The sequence below is a fragment of the Candidatus Pelagibacter communis genome, from assembly GCF_001179985.1.
In the GTDB taxonomy this organism is placed as follows: Bacteria; Pseudomonadota; Alphaproteobacteria; order Pelagibacterales; family Pelagibacteraceae; genus Pelagibacter; species Pelagibacter ubique_J.
In genome coordinates this window covers 1-14,879 of sequence record NZ_CVSI01000067.1, presented here as the reverse complement: position 1 = coordinate 14,879, position 14,879 = coordinate 1, and the positions used below count along the sequence as shown (strand labels likewise).

At 27.6% G+C, this 14,879-nt stretch carries 17 protein-coding genes; 10 read left to right on the top strand and 7 right to left on the bottom strand.

The genetic code is table 11. The features are described from left to right. From AMN80_RS04835 to AMN80_RS04820, 4 genes are all read left to right on the top strand, one after another. Positions 1 to 342, top strand: a 342-nt coding sequence (locus tag AMN80_RS04835) for a uroporphyrinogen-III synthase (protein WP_179850283.1), incomplete at its 5' end; no start/stop codon positions are given. A 3-nt stretch (positions 343 to 345) separates the two neighbouring features. After that, positions 346 to 1,431, top strand: a complete 1,086-nt coding sequence (locus AMN80_RS04830; RefSeq protein ID WP_075520852.1) for a mechanosensitive ion channel family protein — start codon at positions 346 to 348, stop codon at positions 1,429 to 1,431. Then, positions 1,428 to 1,718, top strand: coding sequence for a YggT family protein (locus tag AMN80_RS04825; RefSeq protein ID WP_075520851.1), 291 nt, complete (start codon positions 1,428 to 1,430; stop codon positions 1,716 to 1,718). Before AMN80_RS04830 ends, AMN80_RS04825 begins: the two co-directional genes overlap by 4 nt. Positions 1,719 to 1,724: 6 nt before the next feature. After that, complete coding sequence (locus AMN80_RS04820; RefSeq protein WP_075520850.1) at positions 1,725 to 2,570, top strand: bifunctional 5,10-methylenetetrahydrofolate dehydrogenase/5,10-methenyltetrahydrofolate cyclohydrolase; 846 nt, start codon at positions 1,725 to 1,727, stop codon at positions 2,568 to 2,570. On the opposite strand, the gene AMN80_RS04815 is transcribed toward AMN80_RS04820, so the two are convergent. Continuing rightward, on the bottom strand, positions 2,562 to 4,232 hold the full coding sequence (locus AMN80_RS04815) for an O-linked N-acetylglucosamine transferase family protein (RefSeq protein ID WP_075520849.1): 1,671 nt from the start codon (positions 4,230 to 4,232) through the stop codon (positions 2,562 to 2,564). The genes AMN80_RS04820 and AMN80_RS04815 overlap by 9 nt on opposite strands. Before the next feature lie 53 nt (positions 4,233 to 4,285). Beyond that, positions 4,286 to 5,002 carry an SDR family NAD(P)-dependent oxidoreductase gene (locus tag AMN80_RS04810; RefSeq protein WP_075520848.1) on the bottom strand — a complete coding sequence of 239 codons (717 nt, stop codon included), beginning with the start codon at positions 5,000 to 5,002 and terminating at the stop codon, positions 4,286 to 4,288. Positions 5,003 to 5,030: 28 nt separating this feature from the next. On the opposite strand from AMN80_RS04810, the gene AMN80_RS04805 reads away from it, so the two are divergent. After that, a complete protein-coding gene (locus AMN80_RS04805; RefSeq protein WP_075520847.1) occupies positions 5,031 to 6,518 on the top strand; it encodes a cryptochrome/photolyase family protein in 1,488 nt (495 codons plus the stop codon). On the opposite strand, the gene AMN80_RS04800 is transcribed toward AMN80_RS04805, so the two are convergent. Beyond that, positions 6,511 to 7,230 (bottom strand): glycosyltransferase, encoded by a 720-nt coding sequence (locus AMN80_RS04800; RefSeq protein WP_075520846.1) that lies wholly within the window; start codon positions 7,228 to 7,230, stop codon positions 6,511 to 6,513. The genes AMN80_RS04805 and AMN80_RS04800 overlap by 8 nt on opposite strands. Before the next feature lie 168 nt (positions 7,231 to 7,398). On the opposite strand from AMN80_RS04800, the gene AMN80_RS04795 reads away from it, so the two are divergent. Genes AMN80_RS04795 through AMN80_RS04775 form a run of 5 tightly spaced genes read left to right on the top strand, consistent with a single transcriptional unit; the run spans position 7,399 to position 11,197 of the window. Further along, positions 7,399 to 8,607, top strand: a complete 1,209-nt coding sequence (locus tag AMN80_RS04795) for a hypothetical protein (protein WP_075520845.1) — start codon at positions 7,399 to 7,401, stop codon at positions 8,605 to 8,607. Positions 8,608 to 8,609: 2 nt separating this feature from the next. Then, positions 8,610 to 8,981 carry a thiol-disulfide oxidoreductase DCC family protein gene (locus tag AMN80_RS04790; RefSeq protein WP_075520844.1) on the top strand — a complete coding sequence of 124 codons (372 nt, stop codon included), beginning with the start codon at positions 8,610 to 8,612 and terminating at the stop codon, positions 8,979 to 8,981. After that, complete coding sequence (locus AMN80_RS05750) at positions 8,956 to 9,084, top strand: DUF2256 domain-containing protein (RefSeq protein ID WP_075520843.1); 129 nt, start codon at positions 8,956 to 8,958, stop codon at positions 9,082 to 9,084. Before AMN80_RS04790 ends, AMN80_RS05750 begins: the two co-directional genes overlap by 26 nt. Then, positions 9,066 to 10,511 carry a CRTAC1 family protein gene (locus AMN80_RS04780; protein ID WP_082256572.1) on the top strand — a complete coding sequence of 482 codons (1,446 nt, stop codon included), beginning with the start codon at positions 9,066 to 9,068 and terminating at the stop codon, positions 10,509 to 10,511. Before AMN80_RS05750 ends, AMN80_RS04780 begins: the two co-directional genes overlap by 19 nt. Continuing rightward, positions 10,508 to 11,197, top strand: coding sequence for a hypothetical protein (locus tag AMN80_RS04775; protein WP_075520842.1), 690 nt, complete (start codon positions 10,508 to 10,510; stop codon positions 11,195 to 11,197). Before AMN80_RS04780 ends, AMN80_RS04775 begins: the two co-directional genes overlap by 4 nt. A gap of 13 nt (positions 11,198 to 11,210) precedes the next feature. Here AMN80_RS04775 and AMN80_RS04770 read toward each other — a convergent pair whose 3' ends face one another. From AMN80_RS04770 to AMN80_RS05420, 4 genes are read right to left on the bottom strand one after another with little or no spacing between them, the layout of a single operon-like run. After that, a complete protein-coding gene (locus AMN80_RS04770) occupies positions 11,211 to 12,353 on the bottom strand; it encodes an FAD-binding domain-containing protein (protein WP_075520841.1) in 1,143 nt (380 codons plus the stop codon). Positions 12,354 to 12,359: 6 nt separating this feature from the next. After that, complete coding sequence (locus AMN80_RS04765; protein WP_075520840.1) at positions 12,360 to 13,535, bottom strand: argininosuccinate synthase; 1,176 nt, start codon at positions 13,533 to 13,535, stop codon at positions 12,360 to 12,362. Between the two features lie 21 nt (positions 13,536 to 13,556). Beyond that, positions 13,557 to 14,063, bottom strand: a complete 507-nt coding sequence (locus AMN80_RS04760; protein ID WP_075520839.1) for an invasion associated locus B family protein — start codon at positions 14,061 to 14,063, stop codon at positions 13,557 to 13,559. Then, positions 14,054 to 14,848 carry an aldo/keto reductase gene (locus AMN80_RS05420; RefSeq protein ID WP_082256571.1) on the bottom strand — a complete coding sequence of 265 codons (795 nt, stop codon included), beginning with the start codon at positions 14,846 to 14,848 and terminating at the stop codon, positions 14,054 to 14,056. The genes AMN80_RS04760 and AMN80_RS05420 overlap by 10 nt, the downstream gene beginning before the upstream one ends. Between the last annotated feature and the right edge of the window lie 31 nt (positions 14,849 to 14,879).

The following is a 14,879-nucleotide window of genomic DNA, read 5'->3' as shown; positions in this document are numbered from 1 at the left end:
AGTGGAGATGTTGTGTCATATCCTTTAGATAAAGATCTAATTTCCGAAGGTTACAATGTCGAGAGATTGATAAATTATACTGTTAAACATAATGAAAATTTAGATTTATCATTTTTGGAGTCTTTAAAGAGAGATATGCCAAATTTGGTATATGTTTATTCTGAAAATAGTGCGAAAAGCTTTTTAAAATTAATCAAAAAATACGAATTAGTTGACTACTGGATGAATACTAACTTAATGTGCATTGGTGAAAAAACATCATCAGTTTTAAATGAGATAAAATGGAAAAAAATATTTTTATTTAACCCTGGTGAGGAGGAATTTTTATTATATAAAATTTAAAATATGGAAGTTTTTATTAATTTGAAAAATTTATTTCTTTCCGTTTGGGATAAAGGAATTCTAGGTATCGATATCGGTCAGATATTAATTGGATTAGGAATTTTTTTAATATTTTTAATTTTTAGAGGGTTAATTAGTAAATTGATTATAAAAAAATTAGAACTTATTTCAAAAAGAACAACCAACAAATTAGACGACACTTTTGTGAAAGCTATGGTAGGACCGGCACGTTTTTTACCTATAGTTTTAGGTTTTTTCTTTGCAAGCTATTATATGACTTTTGCAGAGGACACAAGATCTTTTGTAGATACTATAAACAGAACTTTAATTACTATTTTATTATTTTGGATTATCCACCAAATAATTGAACCTATCTCTTACATTTTAAGTGGATTAGATAGAATACTTACAAGAGAATTAATTGGATGGATAATTAAATCTTTAAAGATTCTCATTTTTATTTTAGGTGCTGCTGCAGTACTAGAATTATGGGGAATAAAAATTGGACCGATTATAGCTGGACTAGGTCTTTTTGGAGTAGCTGTTGCGCTTGGAGCTCAAGATTTATTTAAAAATTTAATTTCAGGGATTTTAGTTCTTGTAGAAAAAAGATTTAAAATGGGTGATTGGATATTAGTCGAAGGCACAATTGAGGGAATTGTTGAAAAAATAGGATTTAGATCAACTACAATAAGAAAATTTGATAAGTCTCTAGCTATAATTCCTAATTTTCAGTTTGCAGAAAATGCTGTTATCAATGTCAGTCAAACGACGAATTGGCTCATAAGTTGGATAATTACTTTGCAATATGACACTACAGTCGATCAATTAAAAATTATAAGAGATCAAATTGAAAAACATATTATGGAAAACGATGACTACGATAAAAAAGTAGGGCTAGCAGTTAGAGTAGATAAATTTTCAGATAGTTCGATAGATATGTATGTAAGATGCTTCACCAAAACTAGTAGTTGGAGTGAATGGCTAAAAGTTAAGGAAAAATTAGCCATTGAAATAAAGCAGATAGTTGAAAAAAATAAAGCTTCTTTTGCATTTCCAAGTCAATCTATCTACGTCGAAAAAAAATGATAGCAATATTTTACTTATCATTACAAATTTTAAAATTATATTCTTATGTTGTTATAGCCAACGTTATAATTAGCTGGCTGGTTGCTTTTAATGTTTTGAATACTACAAATCGATTTGTTTATTTAGTCTTGGATTTTACATATAGACTAACTGAGCCTTTTTTAAGAAAGATTAGAGGTTTTTTACCTAATCTGGGTGCTATTGATATATCCCCAGTAATCCTTCTTTTGTTGATATGGTTTTTAGAAATGTGTATGAAACTTTATATAGCACCATTAATTTTTTAATTTAGAATGACTATAATAGACGGAAAAAAAACTGCTGCAGATTTAAGATCAAATTTAAAAAATGAAGTAGATAATCTAAAAAAAAAATATAATAAAGTTCCAGGCTTAACCGTAATACTTATAGGTGAATATGCACCGAGTAAAATTTATGTACGCAATAAAGAAAAATCAGCTGTAGAAATTGGTCTCAAATCAGAAATTATTGAGTATCCTGATACAATAGATGAAAAAACTGTTTTAGAAAAGATTAGTGAACTTAATAAGGATGAAAATGTTTCTGGTATATTGGTTCAGTTGCCACTTCCAAAACACATTAATAACAAAAAAATTATAGACGCAATCGATCCAAACAAAGATGTAGATGGTTTTCACCCTAACAATGTAGGAAATTTGTCGTCTGGGTATGAAAGCTCTGTGCCTTGTACTCCACTAGGATGTCATTTGTTGATTAAAAAAATAGAGCCAAATTTAAATGGAAAAAAAGCAGTTATTTTAGGTAGATCTAATTTGAATGGAAAACCAATGACTCAACTTTTACTAAAAGAAAATTGCACAGTGACAATTGCTCATTCAAAAACAAAAAATTTAAAAGAGGAATGCTTAAAGGCAGACATTTTAGTAGTTGCAGTTGGAATTCCAAAACTTGTTAAAGGTGATTGGGTTAAGAAAGGATCTATAGTAATCGATGTAGGCATAAATAAAACAGATGAAGGTATAGTTGGTGATGTAGATTTTGATGAGGTTTCAAAAATTGCAAAAGCAATAACCCCAGTTCCAGGCGGAGTTGGACCAATGACTATTGCTTGTTTATTAAAAAATACAATAGAGTGTTTTAAAAGATCATTAGTATAAGCCAAGAAGTATTTGATTAAATTCCTCACCTGCTTTTGTAGTATTAAATAGTTTTTCAATAGCTCTCTTTTGATAATATTTTTTTGTTTCTAATAAATTTTCTTTATTTGCAATGTCGATTGCCAATTCTACATATTCATTTTTATTTTTAACTATCGGAGGATTGCTAATTTCCATCTGCTTATAAGCAGCACTAACGATTCTAGATTTTATAAACTTGGTTGGCATTGTAACTGTTGGTGTTCCATATACCATGGACTCGTGAAATGAGTTGCCTGCGCCAAAATATAATGGATCCAATAATACAGATGATGTTCCTAAGTGATTGATGTAATTGTCTCTACTAAGTGGATCAAGAAAAATAACCCTATCCAGCTCAAAAAACTTAATTTTCTTGAAACGCTCAATTAATTTATTGAAATAAATTTTATTGTTATCTTTAATTAAATACAAAACACCTTTTTTATCTTTTTTTAGTATTTCAGCTAAAATATGATCAAAATCTGGGTGAAATTTAAACATTGTTTGTGGACAGGAGTAAATATTATTTTTAGATAATTCAGTATCATTTATCTTTTGCTTAATTTTTGGTATTTCATAAATCATTGGCAAGTGATCCATCAACAACAGTTTTTCAGAGTAGCTTTTTGAAGTTTCATCAGTAATTAAACTTTTAGAACATAGAAAAAAATCTATACTTTCACTCCCTGTTGTTTCAGGATGACCCCACGACATTATTTGATATTTGGCAAGTCTGATTAGAGACAAATAATACATCTCAACTGACATACCTATATCTGGATAAAATAAAATATTAAATTTTTCCCGTTTAAAAAAATTAATTTTTTCACCCAATTTTTCTGGAAGTCTAATATTTTTTAAAAATCCATTTTTTTCTTTTTCAATAAATTCATTAAAAAGTTTACTGTTCTTTGTTTTTTTAGAATGAAGTATAAAAATATTAAATTTTGATTGATCTAGACTAAAAATAATATTCTTAAATAATTTACCGATTGTATGATTAGTAAAAAATTCTGATATAAAACCTATTTTTATTTTTTCATTTTCTTTTTTTTCAACGACACAATTTTCATTTAATTCACTATAAATTTTTCTTAAAGCCTTTACACTTTTGATATTTAACTCAAGATTATCATGTTGATTATAAGAGGATTCATAGTGAGGAGTTTGAATTATCTGATCATTATCATAATCTAGTTTTTCACTATTCTCTAAAATTTGGTCATAACAGTTGCTTATTTTTACTCTAAATTTGTCAATTTCATCTTTGTCCTTTACTACTACAGGAAACAATAATTCTTTTTGATATTTCCACTTGGGATTCATTAAATTTTTACTTAAACCTTCCTCAATTAGATTAATCATCTCATCGATTTTGTCCTGGTTTTTCAAAATTGATGCGTAAAACTGATAAATAAAAGGTTCTTTTTCATTTAATTTTAAAACTTTTTTAATCGTGTGTTCTGCGTTGTGAAAGTCTCCAGAAAAAGCATAAGCATGCAGTAAATTTTTTAAAACAGACAAATTTTCTGGAAAATGAGTTAAGATCTTATTAAATAATAAAATTGATTTGGAGTAATTTTTATTTTGTAAATGATTATAAGCAATTTTAAATAATTCTTCTGTAGAAATTTTATTCACGACCAAGTTTGTTAATGAACAACATTACACTAATACTAAAAAATTAAAATATATTATGATAATTTAGATCTTCCACCGTCTACACCTATTATCTGACCAGTTATCCACGAACTATCCTCAGATAATAAAAATTGCGCCATTGCCGCTGCATCTTTTCCTTCACCTACTCTCTTCATTGGGTGAGCTTTAGCCACGCCCTCTGCAATTAATTTGTTTTTTAATATTGGGTCAGCTATTTTTGATTTAGTTAAGCTGGGAGCAATACAATTAACTCTAATATTAGGGGCGAATTCAGCTGCTAAAGATACTGTTAGTCCTTCGATAGCACCTTTTACTGATGCAATAATACTATGATTTGTAAATCCTCTTTGAACAGCAACTGTTGAAAACATAACTATAGAGCCTTTATTTTTTTTTAAATTGTCCTGAAAGTTTTTAATAGTTTCAACTATTGGAAAAAAATTTAGATCAAAACATTTAATAAAATCATCTTTTTTAACTGCTCGAACAGGCTTAAGATCAATAGAACCGACACAATATGCTATACCAGCAATTTCCTGTCCTTCAAATTGATTTTTCAAACTTTTAACAGATTGTTCGTCTAACACATCAACAACACTGTATTTACAGCCAAGCTCAGATGATAATGCATTAAGACCATTTTCATCCCGACCTATGAGTTGGACATGTTGATTTTTACCAACCATTAATTTTGCTAAGTTTGAACCGATAGAACCTGTCGCACCAAAAATTAAATATTTTCCTGACATATTGTATAATAATACTTATAAATAAATTATGAAATTATTTATTATACTTGGAAATCAATTATTTCCATTAAAATACCTAAACCGCTTCAAAAAAGACCATCTTTTTTTTATGGCAGAAGATAACGGATTATGCACCTATGAAAGACATCACAAACTTAAAATCCTTTTATTTTTGTCATCGATGAGATCATTTTATGAAAATTTAAAAAAAAATAGCTTTAAAATTACTTATTCTAAAATTGAAGACTCAGCTTTCAAAGATGATTATATTTTAAAAATCAAAAAAATTTTAAAAAAAAATAAAATCAATGAAATCTCATGTTTTGAAATTGAAGATAAACCATTTGAAAAAAAAATTATAGACTTTTCAAAAAAAAACAAAATAAAGCTCAATATAATTACATCTCCAATGTTTCTTAATACTAGAGATGATTTTAAAAAATATTTATCAAAATCAAAAAAACCATTCATGGCAGTTTTTTATAAAGACACTAGAAGAAAAATGAACATCTTAATGAATGGCGATGATCCCGTTGGTGGTAAATGGAGCTTTGATGAAGATAATAGAAAGAAACTGCCTAAAGGAACCAAAGTTCCCTCATTTCCTAAAATTGATCAAACGGTTCACACAAAAAAACTGAAAAATATTATAGAAAAGAAATTTGCAACACACCCTGGTTCAACAGAAAATTTTTGGTTTGCAACTGAATATAAAGAAGTTTTAAAACTACTAGAATTTTTTATAAAAGAAAAATCTAATTTATTTGGTGATTATGAAGATGCTGTTGATCAAAATAATAACATATTGTTTCATAGTGCTCTTAGTCCCTATTTAAATTTAGGTTTGATAACTCCAGAAATAATTTTAGAGAGAATTTTAGATAGCCATAAAAAGAAAAAAATTAAAATAAATTCTTTAGAGGGTTATATAAGGCAAGTAATAGGCTGGCGAGAATTTATGAGAGGAATTTATCAAAATTTTTATAACAAATTAGAAAATGGTAATTTTTTTAAACATAAGCGTAAAATGAAAACTACTTGGTATCAAGGAAATACAGGACTTCCACCTTTGGACTATGCGATAAAAAATGCCAATGATCATGGTTGGTCACATCATATAGAGAGATTAATGATTTTATCAAACATTATGAATCTATGTGAGATTAAACCAATATATGTTTACAAATGGTTTATGGAAATGTTTGTTGACTCATCTGATTGGGTAATGTCTCCAAATGTTTATGGAATGGGATTATTTAGTGATGGAGGAATTTTTGCTACTAAACCTTATATTTGTGGATCAAGTTATTTTCTTAAAATGATGGATTTTAAAAAAGGTGAATGGTGCAATATTATGGATGGTCTTTATTGGAGATTTATAAATAAGAATAGATCTTTTTTTTTAAAAAATCCAAGATTATCAATGATGGTAAGAATATATGATAAAATGAATGCACCAAGAAAAAAACTTATATTATCCGCTGCAGAAAGATTTATAAATCAAAATACTATTTAAAAAAAAATTTTTTAAATGTTAAAAAAAATAAATTTTTTAAAGTTCTTAAAATTTCAATTCTAGGTATCTTTGAGACACCCTTTTTCCTATCATAAAAAGTTATTGGTATCTCCTTTATGCTGATATTATTTCTTTCTAATTCAAATAGTGTTCCCATAAAAAAACTATATCCTTTAGTTCTTACATTATTTAAGTCAAAGCCTTTTAAATTTTTTATGTCGAAACCTCTAAAAGATGTTGTAAACTCATTTGACTTAATCTGTGATAAAATTTGAATTAATTTATTACCAAATTTACTCATCATTAGTCTCGTGCCTTTCATTAAACATTTTCCTCCAGATACATATCTTGATCCTATTACAAAAGGATAATTTTTTAAATTTTTTATAAATTCTGGAAGTTCCTTTGGATGATGAGACAGATCAGCATCCATAGTAATCAAATAATCAAAGTTATACTCAACAGCATATCTAAATGCAATTTTATGTGCAGTGTCTAAGCCTAATTTTTTCTCTCTTTCAATTAAATTAATATTATGATTTTTTTTTTTAAATTCTTTAACAACTTCTGAAGTTTTGTCTGGAGAATTATCATCAATAATTAAAATTGAGCAATGAGGAAGATATTTTATGATGCCATTAATTAGCTCTTTTATATTCTCTATTTCATTGTATGTTGCTGCAAATATTAATATTCTTTTATCATTATTCATTTATTAATTTATTTATATCTATGAGAAATAAAATTTCAATTATAGTAGCTGGATCTGAACAATTTGGTATTTAACTATCTTAATTATTGTTTAAAAAGAAATGATATAGGAAGAAAAATAAAATATACTGTAAGAAAATCGTTATTGCGTTGATAAAATATTATCTAAATGAAACAAAAAATTAAAAATAAATACATTTTAATTTATTTGATAATTTTGTTATTTTTATCTTACTTTTTCTTGTACTTTAAACACCAGGTTGGAAACGACTCAACAATTTCTGAATGGTTAATTAATTATGAGGGTGGGTTTACAAGAAGAGGTTTCACCGGCCAAGGAATGGTACTATTATCAAGATTTTTCGACCTTGAATTAAGGTGGACAATATTTCTGTCCCAGTCCTTTTTTTGCACATTTTATTTCATTTTGTTATGGCATTTGCTAAAAAATTTACAAACTAATAAAATTTTAAACTTATCTATATTTACCCCAATATTTATTCTATATCCTGTGGCTGAAATAGAAGTACTTGCTAGAAAAGAAATTATTGTTTTTACTTTTTTTTTAATTTATTTACTTATCCCCTCAAACCATACACTTAAAAATTATTCTATAATTTTATTCTCTCTTGTTTCAGTTTTAGTTTGGGAACCAATAATATTTTTTTTCCCTCTTATATTTCTATATTTAATAATTGAGAATAGAATTGAAAAAATTAATTTAAATTTTCTTAAACTAATATTATTTATGACTCCAGGAATTTTACTATCAATTTACATGGCAACCAATCCTTTGAATGCAAATGAATGGAAAGTTATGGCATCAGTGTTAAAAAACGAATTTGGTGAGTCATGCTACATGTCCTGTGGATTGTTAAAAACCAAATCAACTATAATTCAACAATTTCAAGGCAATACAGGTAAATATTCGTTTGAAGTAATATTTAGATATTCATTGATAGTTTTAATCGGGTTTTACCCAATATCTCTATTGCTAAAAAATTGTACCACAAAGAGCAAAAAGCTATTTTTTTTTCGAAATTTCAAAAATCTTTTAACACCTTTTTGTATTGCTATTTCTCCAGTAATTTTATTGTTTGCCATGGGTTACGACTGGGGAAGATGGGTAAATATTTCTTATGTAATTTCTGCATTGATAGTATTTAGTTTATTAAAAAATGAAAAAATAAACCTTAACACAGTGTTATTAAAACAAAATTTTTTATATAAAATTAAAGGAAAAATGTTCGTTATTTTATTCATAATTTTTTGTTTTGGCTGGAATCCAAAAACAGTAATGTTAGGTGATGTTGCGTCATTTCCTGGTTACAGAATTCCGGTAAAAGTGATAAATAAAGTGTTTACCGGGGAGTATTAAAAATGAAAATTAAAGTTTTTTTCAACAATTCATGCAACATCTGCAAAATGGAAATTGACCATTATAAAAAAAATTCTGATGAAAATTTAGAATGGGTTGATATTACAAACAATCAACAAGCAGTCGACTTAACATCAAAATCTAAGGAAGAACTTTTAAGAAGATTACATGTGATTGACAATGGACAGGTTATCGGAGGAGCTAAAGCATTTATAATTATCTGGTCAAAAATACCAAAATATAATTTTTTAGCGAAAATTTTGAGTTTTAAACCTTTGTTTATCTTATTTCATTACGCTTATGAATTTATAGCTTATTTTTTATTTTTAAAAAACAAACACCAACTTGATGAAAAAACAAAACCTACCAACTAAGTTTTGCCCAGTTTGTGAAAGGCCCTTTAAATGGAGAAAAAAGTGGAAGCTGAACTGGGAAAAAGTTAAATATTGCTCTAAAAGATGTTCATCAAAAAGGTAAATTATTTATACAAATTTTTAATAATTTTTTTTTCAATCTTACCAATTAATATTTCTCATGCAGAATTTTTTAAAGATATTTCAAATATAATAACGATTAATGAAAACAGGCTTAGTTATGGGGTTTCGATTACGGATATCAATTCAGATGGAAATAATGAGTTTATAGTCACAGGTTTTGGTTATCCAAATTTAGCTTTAAGTTACGTTGACGGAAAATTAAAAAACATAATCAAAGAGGAAATTTTTTTAGATCGAGATAGAAAAACTATTGGTGTTGCAGCCTGTGATTTAGATAAAGATGGTTTTGAGGAAATTTATTTCTTAAATACAGATACCTATAGTGGAACAAAAAAATATTCTGATAGACTAATTGATAAAAACAATAATAATTTTTTTGACTTATTTGAGTTAAAAAAAAATAGAGAAAATCTAAACTTAACAGCAGGTAGATCTGTAGCTTGTGTTGATAGAAAAGGTGACGGCGAATACGGTATTTATGTAGCTAATTATGGCGGACCAACCAGATTTTATGAAATCGAAAATAACAAAATAGTAGATAAAGCAGAAAATTTAAATTTGGATAAAGTCACTGGTGGAAGAGCAGTAGTATCAGGACATATATTGACAGATAGAGCTGATATATTTGCAGCAAATGAAAGAGGTGCCAATTTTCTATTAAAAAATAATGACGGTAAATTTTATGATGTTGCGTTTGAATATAGAGTTGATGATGCAATACAGAATGGAAGGGGAACAGCATTATCAGATATTTACTATAGAGGAAGATTAGATATTTTGAGTGGTAATTGGCTTGGTTATCATAGAGCATATGTTTTAGAAAAAAACGAATTTAAGGATATAGGAAACAAAGCTTTCGATAAACCATCTAGAATAAGAACAATCATCTCTGCTGATTTTGACAATGATGGGTTTGATGAAGTTTTTATGAACAATATCGCAGAACCAAACAAATTATTTAAAATAAATGAAGATGGAAAATTTGAGGAAATAAAATTAAAAACCGCGCTTGAGGCTGAAGGATATGGTACTGGAGCAGCCGTAGCAGATATTGATAATGATGGGATTTTAGAATTATTAGTTTCTCACGGGGAGAGTAAAGCACAACCTTTGACATTGTATAAAGCAAAAGTAGGAAAAAATAGTAAATATTTAAGGATCAAGCCCATCAATAAATTTGGAGCACCTGCTAGGGGAGCAACTGTAACGCTAATGTCTAATCAAAGAAAGCACTCAAAAACAATTGATGCTGGATCTGGTTATTTATGTCAAATGGAACCTGTGGCACATTATGGAATTAGAAAAAATGAAAAAGATTTTAGAGTAGAAATCAAATGGACTGATGGAAAAAAAGTTTTTATAGATAAAATTAAACTTAATCAAACAATTACAATAAAACAAAAATGAAAAATATTTTACTAAAATTTTTTCTAATTTTTGCAGTTTCTTTTCAAGTCGAATTAGTTGCAGAAGAAAAAAATTACCACAAAGAATTAATAACTGACTGGTCTAGGATATTTCCTGACAAAAACAGAAATGCTGCTGGACCTAAATTTTTTAGATACATCATAGATAAAAAAATTACTTATAAAGATTTTATTGAGTTTAATAAATTATACTGTGCTGTTTCAGGTTCATTAATTGATCCAGGGAGTGATTCAGAATTTTTGTTTATAAAAGAAAATAAAACAAACAATAAAATTTGCGGTAATTATTATAGGTGCTGTGTGCCTTGCTCTTGCGATATCATGAAGTATTCAAAGGTTCAAAAAATGAAATATAAATTTGTAGATGGCTCAAGAGAATTCTACGTTATAACAATTAAAAACCCTTGTAATAAAAATGATTTCCCAAATAGAGTAAATAAAGAATATTTTTGTGACGGCAAAAAAATCAATAGCGATCAAGTGTATAATCTAAATAATAGAATAGTTATAGGATTATTACATAATGGAAGAACATGTAAAAATGATGATATTGATTTAGTCAAAAATCATCAAATTACTGGTAGGTACTGTGAATTAAGAAATAATACACCCATAGAGGAACTAGATGCTGGTATGGGTGACATCTTCATAAAACTTGCAAGATAAAAATTAACAAAAATTAAGTAAAGTTTGAAATAATTTTGGGGATATAATTTTTAAAATTAAAAAAACCTTTATTACAATATTGCCAAGAATATTGATCGAGTTTTCTATATAAAAAATTTATTTTTAAATTATTTATATTTAGATAATCTAGGTTTTCTCCAACAGTTGGATATAATCCGATGTTTTTTTCGTCAATTTTTTTAATTTGGCTTATATCAATTATTTCGCAATCAATTGATTGTTCTTTTAATCTTTTTTCTTGATCTTCAAAAAGAAGGTACTTAAATTTTGATACTTTTTCATTGAGTTTGATTAATCTGTTATCATTTTTGTTAGAGACTAAATATATTTTTTTAAATTTAATATCTTTAAAGTCAGTGATTTCGAAAGAAAGATTATTATCAAAAATTAATAAATTAACTGGTTCAATATTTTCAGAATTTTTAAAATCTTGTTTTATTATTGAATAAGTTCTTTCAGAATTTTTTGGAGGAGCATTTTCATTTAATTTAATATTTTTAAATCTATTATTTGTGAATTTTTTAATATTCCATTCACTTGCTAAATAATGCTTTCCTTGTGTTTGAACGCCTGCAACCCATCTCCATCCAAGAGTATTTGATGCAGCATCTCCATCAAATAGGTGTTGCATAAAAAATTCAGCGCCAAGTTGCCAAGGCAAATCAAGTGTAAAAATCCAAATACTGGCAAACCACATTCTAGTGTGATTATGGAGGTAGTTATTATTTTTTAACTCATTTACCCATTCATTAAAACAATCTATATTTGTATCACCTTCCGTTGCGTTTTGATAATTTTTGTCATCTTTATATTTTTCTTTAATATTTCTTAAATCAATTAAATAGTCACTCCAAACATTAGGTCTTAACTCTAACCATCCTTTCCAGTAAGTTCTCCAAAGTACTTCCTGTATAAACTTTTCATTTTTTGAATAAGAAAACTTCTCAAGTGATTTTTTTATAATTTCAATTTCATTAAGAACACCATGTGTAACATAAGGTGATAAACATGAAACATTGTCTCGTTTATCAGGACCAAAATCGAAGTTTCGTAGCTTTGAATAATCAGAAAGATTTTTTTCAACAAAATGATTTAATTTATCTATAGCTTTCGCTCTTGAGGCTTCAAAATTCATGCTTCTTTATTTTAATTTTTTTTTGTGGAAATTAATAAATCTTTCAACATTTGATTTATTAAAAGTTTTATTTTCTTCAAAAGAAACTTTTTTCATTGAATAAGCACCACTAGTAGTCACTCTTGACTGAATTAAAACATTTCCCTTATAAAGTTTTAGCTTAATAATTCCATTTACCTTGTTTCTTTTTAGATCCACAATTTTTTGTAATTTGAATCTTTCTTTTGAAAACCAATAACCATTGTAAATTAACTCTGCATATCTTGGCATTATTGAATCTTTTTTATGCATAGTTTCTTTATCTAGTGTTACAGACTCCATTGCTCTATGAGCAATTAAAAGCAATGTTCCACCAGGCGTTTCATAAACCCCTCTTGATTTAATCCCGATAAATCTATTTTCAACTAGATCAACTCTTCCAACTCCATTTTTTCCACCAAGCTGGTTTAATTTTTCTAATAGTTTTTCTGGAGTTAACTTCTTCCCATTAATAGTAGTTGGATCACCGTTTTTAAATCCAACTGTAACGTAAGTAGGTTTATTAGGTGCTTTTTCAGGCGAGGTTGTTCTTTGAAATATAAATTCAGGAGCTGAATTTTTTGGATTTTCTAAAACTTTGCCTTCAGTTGATGTATGAAATAGGTTGTCATCTACTGAAAAAGGTGGTGCTCCTTTTTTGTCCTTTGGAATTGAAATTTGATGTTCTTTTGCATATTTCATTAAATCAGTTCTTGATTTTAACTTCCAAATTCTCCATGGAGCTATAACTTTTATCTTCGGACCAAAATAATGATATCCTAATTCAAATCTTACTTGATCATTTCCTTTTCCAGTCGCACCATGCGAAACAGCAAACGCTTTGAATTTCTTAGCAACTTGAATTTGATCTTTTGCGATTAGTGGTCTGGCAATAGATGTACCAAGCAAATAAACTCCCTCATAAATCGCATGACCTCTAATCATTGGAAATACGTAATCTTTTACAAAAATATTTTTAAGATTTTTAATTATTATTTTTTTAACACCTAATTTTTTTGCGTTTCTAATAATCTTTTTTTTATTCATTTCCTGGCCAATATCAGCTGTATAAGCAATTACCTCAGCTTTATAGTTTTCTTGTAACCATTTAAGAATAATAGATGTATCTAAACCACCAGAGTAAGCTAAAACTATTTTTTTCATTAGGTTGTTATTTGGTATTCATTAGCTACAATTTTTTTTTGCGCTATTATATGCTTTGGTAAAACCCATTAGAGAGTAGTGATCAATTGTTTGAGAACCAGATTTGTTATAACCTGTGATCATAATTCGTGAACCTTTTTTCATTACACTTATCATTTTTTTTTCAATTTTATTGTTAGTAATCCAAGCAAAATTATCTTTGGATATATCGAACTTAATTTTATTTTTTCCTGATTTCGCTAGTATTGCATTTTGCACATTGTACTCGTACCCTGAAGTAATACTTACTTCGTCAGAAATTTTTTCTGAAGGTCTAAAACTTATAAATAGTCTTGCTTCTCGAACATTATTTTTCGGGGACTGTAAAACCGGCTTAGACTGAGCAAAACATAATTTTGCAGCTTGATCTGTCACAACTATTGTTTCCCAATCCTTAAATTTACCAATTTTTTTTATTTCTTGTGCATTCAATGAAGTAAAACTTAGAATAAGAATTAATAGAAAGATTGTTTTTTTAATTATGGACATGGATTTGGATACAGTTTTTGTACTTCGTTAATTTCATTAATTATCTCATCATTAAGATTTATATTTACACTTTCTATATCAGTTTTCAACTGCTCCATTGTTGTTGCACCGATTATTACACTGGTTATGAACGGCTGAAGTTCGCAGAATTTTAAACTCATTTGTGATAAATCTAAATTGTACTTTTTTGAAATATGAAAGTATTTTTCAATGGCTAATTGACCATTTTCAGTTTTATACCTTGAAAACTTGTCTCCAAACAAGTGCATCCTAGAATTTTTTGGCAATTCTCCATTTCTATATTTCCCAGTTAAATAACCAAACGCAAGAGGTGAATAAGCTAAAAGACCACTTCTTTCTCTTACAGAAATTTCTGCTAATCCTACTTCATAAGATCTATTCAAAAGACTATAAGGATTTTGAACAGACATCATTCGAGGAAGTTTCTTTAACTTTGAAATTTCCAAAAATTTTGACAATCCCCAAGCTGTTTCATTTGAAAGGCCTATATATCTAATTTTACCACTTTTGATTATTTTATCTAAGGCGTTGAGAATATCTTCAAATTTATTCCAGTTATTATCATCTTTATGTTCATAACCTAGTCTTCCAAAAAAATTTGTTTTTCTTTCAGGCCAATGTAATTGATATAAGTCGATATAATCAGTTTTTAATCTTTTAAGACTATTATCAACAGCTTCATTTAAATTTTTTTCGTCATATTGGTTTCCACCACCTCTAATCCAACCTGGTCCAGGACCAGATACTTTAGTTGCAAGTACTATCCTGTTTCTTTTTTATTTTCTAAATTTTTGT